This is a genomic window from Dyella japonica (genome assembly GCF_040545895.1).
Taxonomy (GTDB): Bacteria; Pseudomonadota; Gammaproteobacteria; order Xanthomonadales; family Rhodanobacteraceae; genus Dyella; species Dyella japonica_D.
This window is the reverse complement of record NZ_JBEPMU010000003.1, coordinates 276,289-294,859: the sequence shown is the minus strand read 5'-3', so window position 1 is coordinate 294,859 and position 18,571 is coordinate 276,289. Positions and strand designations below refer to the sequence as shown.

The following is an 18,571-nucleotide window of genomic DNA, read 5'->3' as shown; positions in this document are numbered from 1 at the left end:
CCTCGCCGGTTGCGTGACAAAGCGTTACGTGACCGCTGAGAGGGGCGCATGAGACTTCAAGACCATATCGATTTCACCACCCTGCAGTGGGTCAAGCCCGAGCTCGATGAGACGCTCGCCCTGGCCCGCGAGGCATTGGAGTCCTACGTCGACAACCCGGGCAACCGGGATGCGATGCGTTCGTGCGCCGACAGCCTGCACCAGGTGCACGGCACGCTGCGCATGGTCGAGCTGTATGGCGCCGCCATGGTCACCGAGGAGATGGAGACACTCGCCATCTCGCTGCTCGAAGACCACGTTGCCAATCGCGAGGAAGCCTACGCCGCGCTGATGCGCGGCCTGATGCAGTTGCCCGATTATCTGGAGCGTCTGTCCGGCGGTCATCGCGACGTGCCGGTAGTGCTGCTGCCGCTGCTCAACGACCTGCGTTCCAGTCGTGGCCAGCAGGCGCTGCATGAGTCGGCGCTGTTCACGCCCAACCTGGAAATCGCGCTGCCGGCGCAGGCCCCGCAGCCGCCGCACGATGTGGTGGTGGAGCGCCAGCGCAATGAAGTGACCACGCTGCGCCTGCGCTTCCAGCAGCAGCTGCTGTCGTGGTTCCGCGGCCAGGGCAACGACCAGCAGCTGGGCGGCATGATCCAGACGCTGGACGCCATCACCGCACGCTGCCACACCATCCCGGGCCGTCGCCTGTGGTGGATCGCAGCCGGCGTGCTCGAAGGCGTGCAACAGGGTGCGCTCAAGAGCCAGACGGGCGAAGTGCGCCAGTTGATCGGCAAGGTCGATCGCAGCATCCGCCAGCTGGTGGAGCAGGGCGAAGCGAGCCTGCGTGGTGGCGACGCCGATGAACTTGCACGCAAGCTGCTTTATGTCGTGGGCCAGGTCCGCCAGGGCAGCCCGCGCATGGAGCTGCTGCGCCAGACCTATTCGCTCGATGCGCTGCTGCCCGAGGCCAGCGAAATCGAGCACGCGCGTGGTTCGATGGCGGGCCACAACCGCGCCTTGCTCGACTCCGTGGCCAAGGCGTTGAAGGACGACCTGCTGCGCGTGAAGGAGTCGCTCGACCTGTTCCTGCGACAGACCGACGCCGATCCGGCGCAGTTGTCCAGCCAGACCGAAGTGCTCGAACGCGTGGGCGACACACTGGGCATGCTTGCCCTGGGCGTGCCGCGTCGCGTGGTGAACGAACAACGCCGCGTGCTGGAAGAAATCGCCAGCCGCGTGCGCGCACCGGACGAAGAGCTGCTGCTCGATGTCGCCGGCGCGCTGCTCTACGTGGAAGCCTCGCTCGACGATCACATCGAAAGCCTCGGTGCCGAGGGCGAAACCACGACCGAAACGCCGACCGCCATGCTGCCGCGCAGCGAGGCTCGCCACATCCTTGCCACGCTGATGCACGAGGCCACCGCCAACACCGGCAAGGTGAAGGACGCCATCGTGGCCTACGTGGAATCGGGCTGGCAGTCGACGCAGCTCGCCGAGGTCGGCGCGCTGATGGACGAAGTCGCCGGTGCCATGCGCATGCTGTCCGCGCCGCGCCCGGCCGAACTGGCCGAAGGCATCGGCCGCTTCGTCGGCAATGAGCTGCTGGCCGATCGTCGCGTGCCCAGCACCGCGCAGATGGATCACCTCGCCGATGCACTCGCTGCGCTCGAGTACTACCTCGAAGCCGCGCGCGAACATCGCGGTGGCCTGGAACACATCCTGGATGTGGCCGAGCACAGCCTCAGCAGCCTGGGCTACTGGCCGCCGCCGGCCGCCCGCGCCGCGTCGGAAGACGAGCTGGACGCCACGCCGCCCGAGCACGTGGCACGCGCTGCCGATGCCGCGCTGGCCGCAGCGCTCGCCAACCAGCCGGCGCTCTCCGAGAGCGTCAGCCTGGGCCATGGCGACGACCTCACCGGCCTCATCGTCGGTCACAGCGAAACGCCGGAACCGGAGCCGCAGGAAATCACCGGCCTGCGCCTGGCCGACACCGTACACGTGACGCCGCAGGAACCCGTGCAGGCGGGCGAAGACGACTGGATCGAGATCGAGGAAGAAATCGTCGAGGAAGTGCCCGTTTCCAGCGGCGCCTCCGCCATCGACGCGAGCTTCCAGACCAGCACTGCCGGCATCGACGACGACATCCGCGACATCTTCCTGGAAGAAATGCAGGAAGAGATCGACAGCCTGCACGCCACCCGCAAGACGTGGCTGGCCGATCCGCTGCAGCTCGATTCGCTCACGCCCATCCGCCGCTCCTTCCACACGCTCAAGGGTTCGGGCCGCCTCGTCGGCGCCACCGTGCTCGGCGAGTTCGCGTGGAAAGTGGAGAACATGCTCAACCGCGTGCTGGATCAGTCGATCCCGCCGAACGAGGGCGTGCAGGAAGTGGTCAGCGCCGCCATCGATGCGCTGCCGCAGTTGCGTTCCGCACTGATGGGCGAGGGCGCCGTCACGGCGCCGTTGCTTGCCATCCTGGAAATCTCCGAGCGCCTGTCGGCCGGCCAGGCCGATGCGCGTCTTGCCGACATCGCGCCGACCAGCGGTACCGAAACGGTGCGCCGCACCGTGCGTCGCCGCGTGCCGCGCGTGGATACCTCTGCCGAAGCGATTCCCGCCGCCAGCCTTGCCGGCATCGAGACGTCGCCGGCGGAGCCGGTGGTGTCGATGCCGACGCACGATTTCATCGATGCGCCGGTGATGCCGCCGATCGATCCGGTGCTGCTGGAAATCCTGCGCAGCGAAGTGGCCCAGTACCTGGCCACCATCCGCACGGCGATCAATCGCGTCGACGGCGAACTGCGCGTCGAAGACAGCCTGCTGCGTGCCGTGCATACGCTGCACGGTGCCATCGCCATGGTCGACATTCCGGTGCTCACGCAGCTGCTGTCGCCGCTGGAAAGCCTGCTCAAGCGCCTACGTGCCGCGGGCCTGCCGCTTTCGCCGGAAGGCGTGATGCTGCTCAGCCAGAGCGCCGACGCGGTCGATCATGTGATGGGCCAGTTCGACGTCCCGTCGCCGCAGCTGCCGGACCTGACCAACCTCATCCATCGCCTGACGGAGCTGCGCGACAGCCAGCCCGAACCGCAGGTGGCGCACGTGCTGTTCGAAACGCCGGCCGATCTTTCGGACGATGCGTCGACGCACGCGGCGGACGCCGCGCACGAGGAAACGCTGGGTGCATCGCTCGACGACGCGCTGTCCGATGCGTCGCTGCCGGTGGAGCACATCGAGCTGGCATCGCCGCCGGCCGTGTCCGAGACCGACAAATACACCGACGAACTGCTCGCGGCGCTGGGCGAATTCGACCTCGATGCGCACTTGCCCGCGGCAGATGAAAACGCGCACACGTTGGAGCCGACGCCGGTCATCGACAAGGCTGCCGAGGACGAATTCAGCAAGGCCTACGCCGACCTGCTCGACGAAGCCGAGACGCTGGAAATCGGCCCGGTCACCGACGATGCCGACGCCACTGTTGAACACGTGGCCGTGCACGAGGTGGAACTCGAGGAAACGCAGCCGCCGGTGGAAGCCGAAGCTGTCGCGCATCATGTTGAATCGCCGCAAGCCGAACAGGCTTCCGAGGCGGTGGTCGAACACGCCGAGCCGGTCGAAGCGCTGCACGTGGCCGATGAGACGCCGGTCGAAGAGATCGTGCTGGAAGCGCCCGTGGTCGACGAACCGGAAGCGCTGGTCGAGGCACCGGTGGTCGAGGAGCTCGTTGTCGAAGAGCCCGCGGCCGAAACGCCGACGGTCGAAGCATCGGCAACGCCCGTCGCAGCCGAAGAAACGGTCGACGAAAACGCGCTGCTGCCCAGCCAGATCGATCCCGACCTGCTGGAAATCTTCATCGAGGAAGCGCGCGAGATTCTCGATCATTCGGACAGCGTGCTCGCCCAGTGGCGTGCCGAGCCGAGTGCAATCGAACATCTGGCCGAGATCCAGCGCGACCTGCACACGCTCAAGGGCGGTGCGCGCATTGCTGGCATGGTGCCGGTGGGCGATCTCACGCACGCCATCGAAACGGCGCTGGAAAAGCCGCTGCATGCGGAATCGGCGCATATCGGCGAGCTGATCGCTGCGCTGGAAGTGGGCTTCGACAAGCTGCACGGTCTGGTGCAGTTGGTGTCGCAGGGCCGCTCTGTGCCTTATCCGCAGGCCGTCATCGATCGCTTCCTGGCCATGTCCGGCGAAGGTCATTCGACGGTGTCCGCCGATGCGACGGACGCGGCCAACGTGGTGCCGTTCCCGGCCCGCATGGCACCGCTTCCGGAGCTGTTGCCGGAACTGCTGCCCGAAGAGCGTGAAGATGCACCGAGCACGCCGCAGGAACAGATCCGCGTTCGCGCCGAACTGCTCGACACGCTGGTGAACCACGCGGGCGAGGTGGCGATCTATCGCTCGCGCCTCGAACAGCAGGTGGCCGGTTACCGCTTCAACCTGGTCGAACTCGACCAGACCGTGCAGCGTCTGCGCAGCCAGCTACGCATGATGGAAATCGAAACGGAAGCGCAGATCATCGCGCGCTTCCAGCGCGAGCATCGCGAAGCGGGCATCTCCGTGTTCGATCCGCTCGAACTCGACCGCTTCTCGCAGCTGCAGCAGTACTCGCGTGCGCTGGCCGAGTCGGTATCCGACCTTGTGTCCATTCAGGGCATGCTGGACGAACTGACCCGCCAGGCCGAAACGCTGCTGATCCAGCAGTCGCGCGTGAGTTCTGAGTTGCAGGAAGGCTTGCTGCGCACGCGCATGCTGCCGTTCGACACCATGGTGCCGAACCTGCGCCGCACGCTGCGCCAGGCCGCGCAGGAAGAAGGCAAGGGCGCCCAGCTGTACGTGGAAGGTGCCCACGGCGAAATGGATCGCAACCTGCTCGACCGCATCAAGGCGCCGTTCGAGCACATGCTGCGTAACGCGGTGGCACACGGCATCGAGTCGCCCAAGGACCGTCGCAAGGCCGGCAAGCCGGAAGAAGGCGCCGTGCGCATCCGTGTGGCACGCGAAGCCACTGAGGTGGTGGTGCGCGTGACCGACGACGGCCGCGGCCTGGATCGCGATGCCATCCGCAAGCGCGGCGTGGAGCGCGGCCTCATCCGCAACGACACGCGCCTGAGCGACGACCAGGTACTTGCGCTCATCACGCAGCCGGGCTTCTCCACCGCCAGCACCGTGACCCAGCTCGCCGGCCGCGGCGTGGGCATGGACGTGGTGGCGAACGAAATCAAGCAGCTCGGCGGCGCGCTGTCGATCGAATCGAAGGAAGGCCAGGGCACGACGTTCGTGCTGCGGCTGCCTTTCACGCTCGCCGTGACGCAGGCCATCCTGGTTCGTATCGGCGAATCCAACTACGCCATCCCGATGACCTCGGTGCAGGGCGTGGCGCGCATCAGCCCTGCGGAACTGGCCGAGCGACTGGCCGAACCGGAACCCACGTTCCCGTACGGCGGCGAAAACTTCGACCTGCACAACCTGTCCGAGCTGCTGGGCGCCGTGCCAGCGCACGCGAACGACGAAGAGCAGATCCCGCTGCTGCTGACGCGTGCGGGCGATCTGCGCGCCGCGATCCGCATCGATGCCGTGATCGGCTCGCGCGAAATCGTGGTGAAGTCGGTCGGCCCGCAGATCAGTTCGGTGCCGGGCATTCTCGGCGCCACGATCATGGGCGATGGCTCGGTACTGATCATTCTCGATCTCGCTCCGCTCGTGCGCCATGGCATCGCCCGTCGCCTGCAGCGCCTGGACGACGGCCTCACCGCCGTCGCCACGCCGGTGGTCGAAGAGCAGCGCGTGCGTCCGCTGGTGATGGTGGTCGACGATTCCATCACCATGCGCAAGGTCACCGGCCGCGTGCTGGAACGTCACGAGTACGAAGTGGCCACCGCGAAGGACGGCGTCGACGCACTCGAGAAGCTGCATGAGCGCGTGCCCGACCTGATGCTGCTCGACATCGAAATGCCGCGCATGGACGGCTACGAGCTGGCCACGCAGATGAAGTCCGACCCGCGACTGCGTGACGTGCCGATCATCATGATCACCTCGCGTACCGGCGATAAGCATCGCCAGCGCGCGTTCGACATCGGCGTGGACCGCTATCTCGGCAAGCCGTACCAGGAAGCCGAGTTGCTGGCACAGATCGGCGAAGTGCTCGAGCAGCGCACCACGGAGTCGCTCAATGGCTGAAACGGCGACCGCGGTAGCGTTGTTGTTCGATGACGTGGAACTCGGCGGTCAGCTGCGTGAAGCGTTGCGCGAACGCGGGGCCAGGATCGTGCACGAAGGTGCGCTGTCCACCCTCGACAAGCAGATGCTCAGCGCCACCGGTGCGGAAGTGCTGGTGGTGAACCTGGACGAAGACGCCGACGACGATCTCGATCGCCTCTACGACGTGATCGACGGCGATCGTCCGCGCGTGGTGTTCAACGATGCCGCCGCCAGTCGCTCGCTCGACGGTTGGGACCGTGCCCGCTGGGCGCGCCATCTCGCCGTGAAGGTGATGGCGCAGGGCGATCTCGATCCGCCGCGTCCGCAGGATGCGCCGCACGTGCCCGAAGTGGCCGAGCCGGTGCTCGCGGAAAGCGTCGAGGTTCCGCCCGTTGTCGTTCCTGAAGAGCCGACGTTCGTCGCCGCGATGGACCCGGTCACGCCGACCGAGATCGCCCCGGCGGAGATCACGCCGCAAGCGGTGGAAGCCACCGAGGTTCAATCCGAATCGCTGGCTGCCGAACTGGAAGCCTTCATCGCCGCCGACGAACCGGCGCCGGCCGAAGACGAATTCGGCTCGGAGCTGTCTTTCCGTGCTGCGGAAGAACCGCTGCACATCGACGACTTCGCCGCGCTGAAAGACCTGCCGGTCGAGGCCGAGGACGAGTTTGGTTCCGGCCTGAAATTCGCCGCGGACGACGAACTGCCGCAGCTGCACGATGGCAACTTCGGCACGCTGGAAGGTGAAGCGGCGATCGAGAACGAATTCGGCTCGCTGAAATTCAACGCCCACGACGAACTGCCGCCGCTGCACGACGGCACGTTCGGACTGGACACGCTGGCCACGCAAGGGCACGCGCCTCTGGACGCTCCGGCGCCGGAAGCTGCTGCGCGGCAGATACCGCCGTTCCAGCTCGATCACCTCGCCCTCGCTCCGCTGGACGAATCGTTCATGCCGTCGGCCGTCACGGTGGAGAGCGCGGAGAAAGCGCCGTCGTCGTTGCTTGGCTCGGCCTCCGCCTGGGCGCTGGTCGACGAAAGCGAGGCGCCCGCACCGGTGGCTGCTGCGCCTGCGCCGACCAGCAGCTTCGGCATCGAGAAACTGAGCGCTGCGGATTTCCTCGCGCCCGAAGGCGGCGAGGAGGCTGCGTCCATCATCGAGCCCGGCATGAAGCTGGAGCTGGTGTCGATGGAAGAAGCCCTGGCGCCGAAGGAATACGACGCCAGCGGTACCGAGATGATCCTCGACGATCTCGACAGCGCGATCAGCCGCCTGCTGGTGCTCGGCGCGGCGGCGGACAGTCTCGAGGCGGTGTGTTCGTTCCTCTCGATGCTGCCGGCGAATCTGCGTGCGGCCGTGCTGCACGTCCAGCATCTGGGCGGCAAATCGGTGGAAGCCTTGTCCGATACGCTGACCCGCTACAGCGAGCTGCCCGTGCGTGTTGCCGCGACCGGCGTGCGTGCCCGTGTCGGCGAAGTGTTGGTGGTGCCCGACGGGCAGCAGGCGCGCGTGCATCGCGATGGTCGCGTGGAGCTGCAGTCGCTGGATAACAGCGATGTGCGCAGCTCGCCGATCGATGCCAGCTTCACGCTGGCGGCGAACGTATTCGGCCGCAATGCGCAGGCCATCGTGTTTGCGGGCCAGGCCAACGATGCGCTCGGTGGCTGCCAGGCGATCTACGATCGCGGCGGCCAGGTGTGGATCGAATCGTCGGACGGACAGTTTGCCGATATGGTGCATGGCATCGAAGCCGAGCGCCTGCACAGTTATTCGGGCACGCCTGCGGAACTCGCGGCGCGCCTGGTGGAAGAGATGTCGATGGAGGGCCGGCGATGAGCGATTTGCCACTACCGCGTGAAATTCGTTGCGTCCTGGTGCCGGTCGGCAACCTGCGCTTGCTGTTGCCCAATGCCACCGTGGCCGAAGTGATCACGATGCCGGCGGCGCCCGAACCGGTGGAGAGCGCGCCGGAATGGCTGTTGGGACGCATCGCCTGGCGCGGTTGGCGCGTGCCGCTGGTGTCTTTCAACAAGCTCGCCGGTGCGGGCGAGGGCGACAGCGAGCAGGCCGTTCGCGTGGCCGTGCTGAAGGCGCTGGGCGGTCATAACGACCTGCCGTTCATTGCCGTGGTCACGCAGGGCTTCCCGCGCCTGACCACGCTCAACGCTGAACTGATCATTCCCACCCACGACGGCGCGCCGTTGCCGCCGGGCGTGCGGGCGCAGGTACTGGTGCGCGACGACATCGCCGTAATTCCGGACCTGGAAGGCATCGAGGCGGAGCTGCTGGAATTGCTCGAACTGGCGAGCTGACGGCACGGCTGCCCTGTTGCTTCGAAACACGCCCTCGCGGGCGTGTTTTCGTTTGGGGCTAGACGTCGCCGTGCAGGGCCTGCAAGGCCGCCAGCGCGGCGAGGCCCGCGGTTTCCGTCCGCAAGATGCGCGGCCCCAGGCGCAGGCCTTCGAAGCCTGCCTCGGCCAGCGCGGCGGTGTCCCGGTTGCCCAGACCGCCTTCCGGGCCGACCACCAGCACGCCACCCGCCGCCGTGAAGCGAAGTTCGGATGGGCGCCGGGTGCCTTCGGGCAGCAGGGCGAGGCGCAGGGCCTCATCCTGCGGAAGCTCGCGCAGCCAGTGTTCCAGGGGAATCGCCGGCAGCACGGTAGGCACGCGGGCACGGCCACTCTGCTCGCAGGCGCTGGCTACCACGGCCTGCCAATGGGCCAGGCGCTTCTCGGCGCGGGCGGGATCGAGCTTTACTTCCGAGCGCTCGGTGAGCAGCGGCACGATGCGCGTCACCCCCAGCTCGGTCGCCTTCTGCACGATCAGGTCCATCTTTTCGCCGCGGGCCACGCCTTGCGCCAGGGTCAGCGGCAGCGGGGACTCGTTGTCGACCGGCTGGGCCGCTTCCACGCGCACGGTGACTTCTCGCTTGCCCACTGCCTGGATCACGGCGGGGTAGTCCACGCCGTCGCCATTGAAGAGGGTGACGGGCGAGCCGGCGGTGAGGCGCAGCACACGCGCGACGTGCTCGCCTGCCTGGGCCGGCAGCGCCAACTCCAGGCCCACGGCCAGCGGTAGTTCGACATGTATGCGGATGGTGCGCATGAGGCGTTATGACGGGAAGGAAACGAAAAGCATAGCGGAGCGGCGATGCCCCGTCCCATGCGGCTTGCGCGAGGCTACCTGAACGCTTGAGAGATGCCAGCCAGGCGGCATTTGCCTGCCGGACGGCGCAGGCGCAGCATGTCATACATCCCTCATTCCCCGGAGGTGGATCATGGTCAGCAAATCCCTACTCGTACTGGTCGTGGCGCTGGGCGCCGTGCCGGTGGCGATGGCGCAGAACTCGGCCGTGGCGGGCGCCACGGTGCAGACAAGTCAGCAGGACATGGCGAACCAGCCGGTGTCGAAGAAGCCGCCGCAACCCGGCGACCGCAACTGCCTGCAGAGCACGGGCAGCCTGATTCCGGCCAAGCCCGGCACCTGCCTGCCCGTGGCCGGTCGCAGCTACAGCAGCCAGGACATCCAGAACACCGGTTCGCCGACACTCGGCCCGGCGCTGCAGCAGCTCGATCCCAGCATCACCGTGAGCGGCGGCCACTAAGCCACGGCGCGCTCGATGCCTGCCACGGCCGTGTCGACCAGATGGTCGATTTCGTCCGTGGTGACCACGTAAGGCGGCATGAAGTAGATGATGTCGCCCAGTGGACGCAGCAGCGCTTCGTGCTGGAGCCCATGCAGGTAGACACGCAAGCCGCGCCGTTCCGTCGCCGGGAACGGCGTGCGGCGGGCCTTGTCGGCCACCAGTTCCACGGCGGCGATCATGCCGGTCTGTCGAACATCGGCCACGTTCGGATGATCGCGTAGCGGCGCGAGGCGCTTGCGCAGATGCGCGGCGAGGACGCGGTTGCGTTCCAGCACCGGTTCGTCGTGGAAGATCCTCAGCGTTTCCAGCGCCACACGGCATGCCAGCGGATTGCCGGTGTAGCTGTGCGAGTGCAGGAACGCCTTGCCGGCGCTGTATTCGGCGTAGAACGCCTCATACACCTTCGTGGTGGTGAGCACGGCGGACAACGGCAGGAAGCCGCCCGTGAGCCCCTTGGACAGGCACATGAAGTCCGGCGCGACGCTGGCCTGCTCGCACGCAAACAAGGTGCCGGTGCGGCCGAAACCCACCGCGATTTCATCCGCGATGAAATGCACGTCGTATTCGTCGCAAAGGTGGCGCAATCCGGCGAGATAGTCCGGGTGATACATGCGCATGCCGCCGGCGCATTGCACCAGCGGCTCCACGATCACGGCACACACTTCATGCGCATGGCGTTCCAGCAGCTGGCGCAATTCGTCGAGACGACGCTTGGCTACCTCGCTCGGGCTTTCGCCGGGCAACGCTTCGTACGTGTCGGCCGAGGGCGCCAGGATGGGCGTGAGCAGCAACGGTGCATACGTCTTGCGATAGAGCGCCACGTCGCTTACGGATAGCGCGCCCAGCGTTTCGCCGTGATAGCTGCCGGTGAGCGCGATGAAGCGCGTCTTCTCGCCGTGTCCCTGATTGAGCCAGTAGTGGAAGCTCATCTTCAGCGCCACTTCGATCGCCGCCGAACCATTGTCGGCGTAGAACACGCGATCCAGCCCCGGTGGCGTCACGCGCACCAGTTCTTCGGCCAGCGCCACTGCGGGCTCGTGCGTGAAACCGGCAAAAATCACGTGTTCCAGCGTGTTCGCCTGCTCGGCCAGCGCGGCCGCCAGGCGTGGATTGGCGTGGCCGAACAGGTTGGTCCACCACGAGCTGATGCCGTCCAGATAGCGGCGGCCGCTCGTATCAATCAACCAGGCGCCTTCGCCGCGGGCGATGGGCACCATCGGTACCGTCTGGTGATCGTGCATCTGCGTGCAGGGGTGCCAGAGCAGGCTCAGGTCGCGACGCACCAGCGCGTCGGCAGCGGGGAATGTGTTCATCCGGCTATGATCGGCGTTTCGAGCATGCCCGCTCAAGTCTTGCATCCAGCCAGGGAGCCGATTTGAAGGTTTGGCGTACCGCATTGATGGGCCTGTTGGCCCTACTCGTTGCTGCATTCGCGCTGCTGTGGTTCCTGCCGGCGCGCTGGGCCTTGCCATGGCTCGATGCGCGCTTGAATGGCGTGCGACTGCAGGACGTCAGTGGCCTCGTGTGGAACGGCAAGGCCGCGCGAGTATTGTCCGCTCGCGGCGAGAACCTGGGCGCGCTGCAATGGCAGCTCTCGCGCATGGCGTTGTTCGGCGACAACCGCCTGCATCTGGAACTGCACGGCCCTCGCGTCGATTTCATCGGCAGCATGACGGGCCGACAGGCCAGCGAAGCCACCTGGACGAACGTCCAGATGCGCATCGATCTGGACGTGCTCGGCGCCGGCCCCATGGTGCTGGGCGGCTGGCCACGAGGCACGTTGCGCGCAACGGCGGCGAACCTCCAGCTGCGTGGCGGCTGGCCGTGGACGCTCGATACCCAGGTGCAGTGGCAGGACACCGTGTTGCGCACGCGGCAGGGAAATCTGCCACTGGGCGACCTGCGTGCCGACCTGCGCGCGGTGAATGGCGTCGTCGAAGGGCATCTGCAGGACGATGGCCACGGCCCGCTGCACATCGATGGCCGTTTGCAACTCAGCCCGCTCGCGCGCCGCTTCACGGCCGTCGCGGCGCCGCGCGGCCAGCAACCGGCGCTGTCGCGTTGGCTTGCAGCGTTTGGCACCGTGGACGCCAGCGGCGTCACGCACATCCATTACAGTGGCGGTCTCGCCGCCGCCTTTCCCGGGGAACAACGATGAGCGAACTGGACCTGTCCAAGGCCCTTGCGGCTGCGCGCGACGCGGCCGATGCCGCCGGCGTGGTGCTGCGTCACTACTGGCGCAAGGGCGTGGCGGTGGAGCTCAAGAGCGATGACACGCCGGTGACGGCGGCCGATCGCGAAGCCGAACTCGCCATTCGCGAGATCCTGCACAAGGCCTTGCCGCAGGCGTCCATCTACGGCGAGGAATTTGGCCGCGACGACAGCAACCAGGACTTGATGTGGCTGGTCGATCCGCTCGACGGCACCAAGAGTTTCGTCCGCCGCACGCCGTTCTTCTCCACGCAGATCGCGCTCATGCATCGCGGTGAGCTGGTGTTGGGCGTATCGAGCGCGCCGGTGTATGGCGAAACCATGTGGGCCAGCGCGGGCGGCGGCGCCTGGTTCGACGGCGAACGCGTGCGTGTAGCCGCCACCGACGAAATGGCAAAGGCGTCGATTTCCACCGGCAACATCAAGACCCTGACGCGCGACGCGCGCTGGAACGCGCTGGGCGAGATGATCCGCGACAGCAACCGCATCCGTGGCTACGGTGATTTCTGCCATTACCACCTGCTTGCGCGCGGCGGGCTCGATCTCGTCATCGAGTCGGACGTGAACATTCTGGACATTGCCGCGCTGGCGGTGATCGTGCGTGAGGCGGGCGGGGTGTTCACCGATATCCATGGCGCGGCACTCACGCTCGACACGGTGAGCGTGCTCGCCGGCACGCCGGCCATTCACGCACAGGCGCTTAACCGGCTCACGATTTCTCATTGAGGAAGCGACACCATGGAAGACATCACACTCATCTACACCATGCTGCTCGGACACGGACCGATGTTCGCCGCATGCGTGGCCGGCGTGGTGGTGGCCCTCATCTGGTGGCCGAAAGCACCGCTACCGGCCAAGCTGGTGCTCATTGCGTGCGTTCTGGAATTGCTGTTGATCGGCGTCTCGACCTGGATGTCGGGCTGGTATGTTCCGCACATGATGCGCAACGGCGTTCCCATGGCCAAGCTGAGCATCACCATCAGTGCCATATCCATCGGTACCAGCGTGCTGGGTGCTGTGCTGTTCGGTCTGCTGATCTGGGCTGCCTTCACGGGCCGCCGCAGCGCCATTTCCACGCCGCGCTGAAGCGCGAGCTACAATCGCCCGATGCGCAAGCCACCGATCATCCATGCCACCCGGGACGTGCACGACAGCAGCTTTCTGCGCGTCGAGCAGCTCGATCTCGAATTCTCCAACGGCGAACACCGCACCTACGAGCGGTTGAAGGGCAGCGGGCTCGGTGCCGTGATCATCGTGCCGATGATCGACGACGATACCGTGCTGCTCATCCGCGAGTACGGTGCCGGCGTGGGCCGTTATGAGCTGGGCCTGCCCAAAGGCCGCCTGGACCGCGACGAAACGGTGGAGCAGGGCGCCGATCGCGAGCTCAAGGAAGAGATCGGCTACGGCGCGCACAAGCTCAAGATCCTGCACAACCTGTCGCTGTCGCCCTCGTACATGACGCACATGGCGCACGTGGTGCTCGCGCAGGATCTCTACCCGGAACGCCTCGAAGGCGACGAGCCCGAAGAACTCGAAGTGGTGCCGTGGAAGCTGGCCGACCTGCACACGCTGGTCGCCCGCGACGACGTCACCGAAGGGCGCTCCATCGCCGCACTTTTCATGGCCCGCGAATACCTCGCCGGCCGGTTCCAGCCCACATGAGCCACGCCCCTTTTTCCCCCTTGCTGCAGCAGATCGCAGCGATTGCCCGCGATGCCGCCGAAGCCATCCTCGTCGTCTACGGCCAGGATTTCGAAGTCGAGCGCAAGCAGGATCAGTCGCCCGTGACCGCGGCCGATCTCGCCGCGCAGCGCGTGATCACTGCCGGCCTCGCCGCGCTCGATGGCGCGCTGCCGGTGATTTCCGAAGAAGCCCGCGCCGCGCCGTGGTCGCAGCGTCGCGAATGGCAGCGCTACTGGCTGGTCGATCCGCTGGACGGCACGCGCGAATTCATCAAGCGCAACGGCGAGTTCACCGTCAACATCGCGCTCATCGAAAACCATGAGCCCGTGCTCGGCGTGGTGCTGGCGCCGGTGACGGGCGAACTCTACGCCGCCGCGCGCGGCGAGGGTGCGTGGCTGCAGCGCAGTGCCGGTGCCGACTGGCAGCGCATCGGCACGCGCGACTTGCCTGAGCCTGCCACCGTGGCCGGCAGTCGTTCGCATGGCGGTTCGGGCGTGGCCTTGCTGCAGCAGTTGATCGGCGACGATTACGCATCGGTGCCGCTGGGCTCATCGCTCAAGTTCTGCCTGGTGGCGCGTGGCGATGCGGACGTCTATTTGCGGCGCGGTGCCACCAGCGAGTGGGATACCGCGGCCGCGCAGAGCGTGCTGGAAGAAGCCGGTGGCGCCGTGCTCGACCTGGCCGGCAAACCACTGCGCTACAACCGCGGCGATTCGCTGATCAACCCGGAATTCATCGCCGTGGGCGATGCCTCCATCGACTGGAAGGCCCGCCTGGAGGCGGCTGACCTGGAAGCGTCATGAGCGATTCCCGGCAGCACGACATGACCGACCTGCTCGCCATCATGGCCCGCCTGCGCGATCCGCAGAACGGTTGCCCGTGGGACGTGCAGCAGGATTTCTCGACCATTGCGCCGTACACCATCGAAGAAGCGTACGAGGTGGCCGACGCCATCGATCGCCAGGATTGGCCCGATCTTCGCGACGAACTCGGCGACCTGCTGCTGCAGGTGGTCTTCCATTCGCAGATGGCCAAGGAAGCGGGCCTGTTCGAATTCGCCGATGTGGCGCATGCCATCAGCGACAAGATGATTCGTCGCCATCCCCATGTGTTCGGTGACGAAAGCTACGAGAACCTCGACGCGCAGAAAAAGGCCTGGGAAGACATCAAGTCCGCCGAGCGTGCTGCCAAGGGCGAGCAGCATGACGACAGCGCACTGGCCGGTGTCTCGCGCGGCCTGCCCGAATGGAAGCGCGCGCTGAAATTGCAGGAACGCGCGGCCAAGGTGGGGTTCGATTGGCCCGACGAGCAACCCGTGCTCGACAAGCTCGCCGAAGAAGTGGAAGAAGTGCGCGTCGAATTCGCCAACGGCCGCGACCAGCAACGCCTGCAGGACGAAATCGGCGATGTGCTGTTCGTGGTGGTGAATCTGGCGCGCCACGCCGGCGTGGATTTCTCGCAGGCATTGCGCCATGCGAACGCCAAGTTCGAGCGCCGCTTCCGCGCGATGGAGCAGATGGCGCGCACCGATGGCAAGCCGCTGCCGGAGCATGACCTCGTCGCGCAGGAAGCGCTCTGGCAGCGCGCCAAGCGCCTGGACGATACGGCCGCCTGAGGCTGTTTCAAGGCAAAAAAGAGGCACGGGGTCTGGGGTTCCCGTGCCTCAGGGCAAGGCGCTGTCTGACGACAGTGCCGCTTTTCTTGTTATGGGGTCACGACTGCGGTGCGGGCTTCGCCTGGTTACGGCGCTGCTCCCAATTGCTGCGCATCTCGTCGAATTCGGCGCGCTTCTTCGCCTCGTTGCTCAGGTTTTCGTCGAGGCTCTTGCGGAGCGTGGCAATGGCCTGGTCCGTATTGCTCGGCGCCGACTGCACTCGGGCGAGCTGGTGGTACACGTAGGTGCGTACGCGCGGGTCCTGTGACCTGGACAGCACCTCGTTGTAGAGCGCCGGCAGTTCCTTGGTGCGGCCGCTTTCGCGGTACAGGTGCTCCAGTGCGGTGAGGTCGCCTATCACCGGCGACTCCATGCCCGGCATGCCGGGACCGCCAAAACCGGGACGCCCGAAGCCGGGGCCATCCATGGGGCCCGGCATGGCGCTGCGGGGTGCCTGCGCCTGCGTGGCCTTGGCGGGGGGCGCAGGGGGTGCCTCCTGGGCCATGACCAGCGTGGCCGCGCCGGCGATGATGAGGACGAGTGCGGAGGCGAGCAGTGTCTTGCATTGCATGGCAGCGGGTCTCCACGTTGGTTCGTGAAGTCCCAGAACGCCGCGGGCGGACACACGTTGACGGCGAAGGCTATAAACCTTTTTCCGCGGGGCGCCATCCAAGCTTCGACCCGTTCACAAGGAGCTATTCATGCGCCGTCTCATGCTTGCCGCACTGTTGCTTGCCCCGCTGGCGTCCCACGCGGCCGACCAATGCCAGTACTCGGCACCGCGCGACCTCACCCTCGACCTCGCCGGCGTGCGCGAAGTACAGGTGGAGCTGCACAGCCACGATCTTCACCTCAGCGGCAGCGATGGCGGCAAGGGTGCGCTGACCGGCAAGGCCTGCGCTTCCGATCCCAAGCTGCTGGACGATCTCACCGTCACGCAGCACCGCGAAGGCGATCGGCTCGTGGTGGAAATCGGTGGCCATGAGCACTCCCACATTTCCTTCGGCTACAGCTACACCGACCTGAAGGTCGACATGCAGACGCCGTCGCAGATTCCGGTGGTGCTCAACGTGGGCTCCGGCGATGCGTGGGTGACCAGCCTTCAGCGCCTGACCACCAAGGTAGGTTCCGGCGACGTGCACGTCAGCAAGATTTCCGGCCCGTTCGCGCTGAGCGTGGGCTCGGGCGACATCGACGTGAACGACGTGGGCAGCCTCGACGTCGGCTCGGTCGGTTCCGGCGACCTGAAGATCAACGGCGTGCGTGGCGATGCGCGCATGGGCAGCATCGGCTCGGGCGACATCGGCATCCGCAACGTGGGCGGCAGCGTGCGCGTGGACACGCTCGGCTCGGGCGACCTCGTGGTGCACGACGTGCAAGGCGACTTCACCCTCGGCGCCAAGGGCAGCGGCGACGTGAGCCACTCGGGCATCAAGGGCAAGGTGAGCGTGCCGCACGATCGCGACGACTGATTGACGCTTTGCCACGCAATAGACGCAAATGGGAACCTCGAATAAACACGCTCTCCCTCGTCATCGGTGCGAAGTGGAAGAGCTGGATATTCGAGGCTTCCCAAGTCTGCTCGCTGATCAGGAGAGCGAGAACTAGCAGCCTGTGCTGAAGGCTGCTCTGGTCGCATAACGACGGGCGCAATGGCCCTTGCCCGGAGGAGGGCACTTTCGTTTCAGACGACTGCGTCGAGGTTACTGCAGATTCGATCTTGCGATGCGCCGATTTCCTCTAACTATGGAAATAGCTCTCCGATAGCTGCCTATCGCTCGTACGCTTCCGGATGCGCAACGAGCCATCGTGTCACCATTGGCATGCCCCCGGCCTTGGCCTGCTGAGCTAGCGTTTTGCCGCCAAAGTCATATTGACCGGCGGGGCTTGCGCCCGCCTCCAGCAGCCGCAATACGACGGCGTCGTTCCAACTGCCGAAAACCATGCTTCTTCCGTCGTTGGATTTCGCGGACGCGTCGGCACCGTGCGCGAGCAGGGTGTTTAGAAGATCAAGATTTTCCACGCCGTACAAAGGCGTCTTGCCGAGGCTATCCCGATGATTGGGATCTGCTCCTCGGTCAAGAAGTGCCTTCGCGGTCAGAACGCGTGCGTTCTCGTCGTGGCTGCAGACGTGCTGCGACCCTAGGTTCGCAAGTGCAGTCTTGCCTTGGGATTCTGTATCGGCATCGGTCTTTCGAAAGGCAGCAGTGTCGATATCAACACCCGATTCGGCTGCCGCATGAACCAATGCAGGAGAGCATCCTGCAGCATACTCGGCAAAGATTTGAGATGCCTCCGTCCGTCCCAGTCGATCAAGCCAGCCCCCTTTTGAGAGGCGCTTGAATACATCCGCATGCCCACGCCGGATCGCATGTTCTATCAACGTGACCCCGGCCATCTCCGGCTGGCTGGGGTAGCTTCCGGGGATGTTGATCGTCTGATCCAAGGGAGCGTCATGATCGATGAGCGCCATGACAGTGGCCTCGTCCGCCTCACCCATTTCAGCCGCGACAACCAGTTCACCTGCATGGACCGAATGAAAGTCGAACTTCGTCCGCTCAAGCCAGGGAATAAGACCTGGACTTCCCTTTATCCAGCGATCAGTACCCGCAGTACGATCTACGGCGATCTCTAGATCCTCTACGGCCCTGGGCATTCCGGCCCGCGTGCCCATGTAGTCGAGCACGACTTTCTTTCGATCACCTAGAGTGAGTGTTATGACCTGAGTCGGCGCATCGTGGACATCGGATCGATACTCGCTCTTCAGACGCCAGAAGTCGGCCGCTTCAAACTGTTTGACCAGCACCGCCACCTCTTTTGGATCGATGTCGTCCTCATGCGTTCCTGGCAGCAATACTCCATCGGAAGCCGCAAATTGCTTGTGCAGGGTGTCAACCTCATCGATAGGGGATATATCCGTTGTAAAGAGAACATACCCGTCGCGATGGATGGTGACGCTGTAAGCTTGGCACGATCCAAAACATGCCGATCGTTCCAAAGCGACCGTGACTTCCTCAGCGCCATTTTCTGCAGCACTCAAAGGGGAAGCAGCGAGAAGTAGCGAAGATAAAAGCGCGCCTTTCAGGAAGCATTGCGCATAAGGCTTTTTCATCGGCGTAATTGGCGGAAAATATTCGCTATTAAATAACGTGTCGAAGTATCGTTTCTGGAAAAAAATTTCATCATC

The 18,571-nt window shown here is 65.5% G+C and carries 15 protein-coding genes; 11 read left to right on the top strand and 4 right to left on the bottom strand.

Translation table 11 applies throughout. The features are described from left to right. Window positions 1-48 precede the first annotated feature (48 nt). From ABIC75_RS11570 to ABIC75_RS11560, 3 genes are read left to right on the top strand one after another with little or no spacing between them, the layout of a single operon-like run. Window positions 49-6,165 (top strand): Hpt domain-containing protein, encoded by a 6,117-nt coding sequence (locus tag ABIC75_RS11570; RefSeq protein ID WP_354014006.1) that lies wholly within the window; start codon window positions 49-51, stop codon window positions 6,163-6,165. Further along, on the top strand, window positions 6,158-8,023 hold the full coding sequence (locus ABIC75_RS11565; RefSeq protein WP_354014005.1) for a chemotaxis protein CheB: 1,866 nt from the start codon (window positions 6,158-6,160) through the stop codon (window positions 8,021-8,023). The genes ABIC75_RS11570 and ABIC75_RS11565 overlap by 8 nt, the downstream gene beginning before the upstream one ends. Next, the gene (locus tag ABIC75_RS11560) at window positions 8,020-8,499 is read left to right on the top strand and encodes a chemotaxis protein CheW (protein WP_204635016.1); all 480 of its coding nucleotides are present in this window, start codon (window positions 8,020-8,022) and stop codon (window positions 8,497-8,499) included. Before ABIC75_RS11565 ends, ABIC75_RS11560 begins: the two co-directional genes overlap by 4 nt. A gap of 58 nt (window positions 8,500-8,557) precedes the next feature. On the opposite strand, the gene ABIC75_RS11555 is transcribed toward ABIC75_RS11560, so the two are convergent. Further along, complete coding sequence (locus ABIC75_RS11555) at window positions 8,558-9,292, bottom strand: 16S rRNA (uracil(1498)-N(3))-methyltransferase (protein WP_354014004.1); 735 nt, start codon at window positions 9,290-9,292, stop codon at window positions 8,558-8,560. A gap of 172 nt (window positions 9,293-9,464) precedes the next feature. Between ABIC75_RS11555 and ABIC75_RS11550 the strand changes: the two genes are divergently transcribed. Then, window positions 9,465-9,791: a hypothetical protein gene (locus ABIC75_RS11550; protein ID WP_354014003.1), complete on the top strand. Its 327-nt coding sequence runs from the start codon at window positions 9,465-9,467 to the stop codon at window positions 9,789-9,791. Here the strand turns inward: ABIC75_RS11550 and ABIC75_RS11545 are convergent. Beyond that, window positions 9,788-11,146, bottom strand: coding sequence for an adenosylmethionine--8-amino-7-oxononanoate transaminase (locus ABIC75_RS11545; RefSeq protein ID WP_354014002.1), 1,359 nt, complete (start codon window positions 11,144-11,146; stop codon window positions 9,788-9,790). The genes ABIC75_RS11550 and ABIC75_RS11545 overlap by 4 nt on opposite strands. Before the next feature lie 62 nt (window positions 11,147-11,208). On the opposite strand from ABIC75_RS11545, the gene ABIC75_RS11540 reads away from it, so the two are divergent. Genes ABIC75_RS11540 through mazG form a run of 6 tightly spaced genes read left to right on the top strand, consistent with a single transcriptional unit; the run spans window position 11,209 to window position 15,345 of the window. Continuing rightward, window positions 11,209-11,991 carry a type II secretion system protein N gene (locus tag ABIC75_RS11540; RefSeq protein WP_354014001.1) on the top strand — a complete coding sequence of 261 codons (783 nt, stop codon included), beginning with the start codon at window positions 11,209-11,211 and terminating at the stop codon, window positions 11,989-11,991. Then, window positions 11,988-12,770 (top strand): inositol monophosphatase family protein, encoded by a 783-nt coding sequence (locus ABIC75_RS11535; RefSeq protein ID WP_354014000.1) that lies wholly within the window; start codon window positions 11,988-11,990, stop codon window positions 12,768-12,770. Before ABIC75_RS11540 ends, ABIC75_RS11535 begins: the two co-directional genes overlap by 4 nt. Before the next feature lie 12 nt (window positions 12,771-12,782). Next, window positions 12,783-13,130: a hypothetical protein gene (locus ABIC75_RS11530; RefSeq protein WP_354013999.1), complete on the top strand. Its 348-nt coding sequence runs from the start codon at window positions 12,783-12,785 to the stop codon at window positions 13,128-13,130. 21 nt (window positions 13,131-13,151) lie between these two features. Beyond that, a complete protein-coding gene (gene nudE / locus ABIC75_RS11525) occupies window positions 13,152-13,709 on the top strand; it encodes an ADP compounds hydrolase NudE (RefSeq protein ID WP_354013998.1) in 558 nt (185 codons plus the stop codon). Next, a complete protein-coding gene (gene cysQ / locus ABIC75_RS11520; RefSeq protein WP_354013997.1) occupies window positions 13,706-14,533 on the top strand; it encodes a 3'(2'),5'-bisphosphate nucleotidase CysQ in 828 nt (275 codons plus the stop codon). The genes nudE and cysQ overlap by 4 nt, the downstream gene beginning before the upstream one ends. Then, window positions 14,530-15,345, top strand: a complete 816-nt coding sequence (mazG, locus tag ABIC75_RS11515) for a nucleoside triphosphate pyrophosphohydrolase (protein WP_354013996.1) — start codon at window positions 14,530-14,532, stop codon at window positions 15,343-15,345. Before cysQ ends, mazG begins: the two co-directional genes overlap by 4 nt. A 97-nt stretch (window positions 15,346-15,442) precedes the next feature. On the opposite strand, the gene ABIC75_RS11510 is transcribed toward mazG, so the two are convergent. After that, window positions 15,443-15,955, bottom strand: a complete 513-nt coding sequence (locus ABIC75_RS11510; protein ID WP_354013995.1) for a hypothetical protein — start codon at window positions 15,953-15,955, stop codon at window positions 15,443-15,445. Window positions 15,956-16,085: 130 nt separating this feature from the next. On the opposite strand from ABIC75_RS11510, the gene ABIC75_RS11505 reads away from it, so the two are divergent. Then, complete coding sequence (locus ABIC75_RS11505; RefSeq protein WP_354013994.1) at window positions 16,086-16,856, top strand: GIN domain-containing protein; 771 nt, start codon at window positions 16,086-16,088, stop codon at window positions 16,854-16,856. 299 nt (window positions 16,857-17,155) lie between these two features. Here the strand turns inward: ABIC75_RS11505 and ABIC75_RS11500 are convergent, their stop codons facing one another. Then, the gene (locus ABIC75_RS11500; RefSeq protein ID WP_354013993.1) at window positions 17,156-18,496 is read right to left on the bottom strand and encodes a DUF6438 domain-containing protein; all 1,341 of its coding nucleotides are present in this window, start codon (window positions 18,494-18,496) and stop codon (window positions 17,156-17,158) included. Window positions 18,497-18,571: the final 75 nt, after the last annotated feature.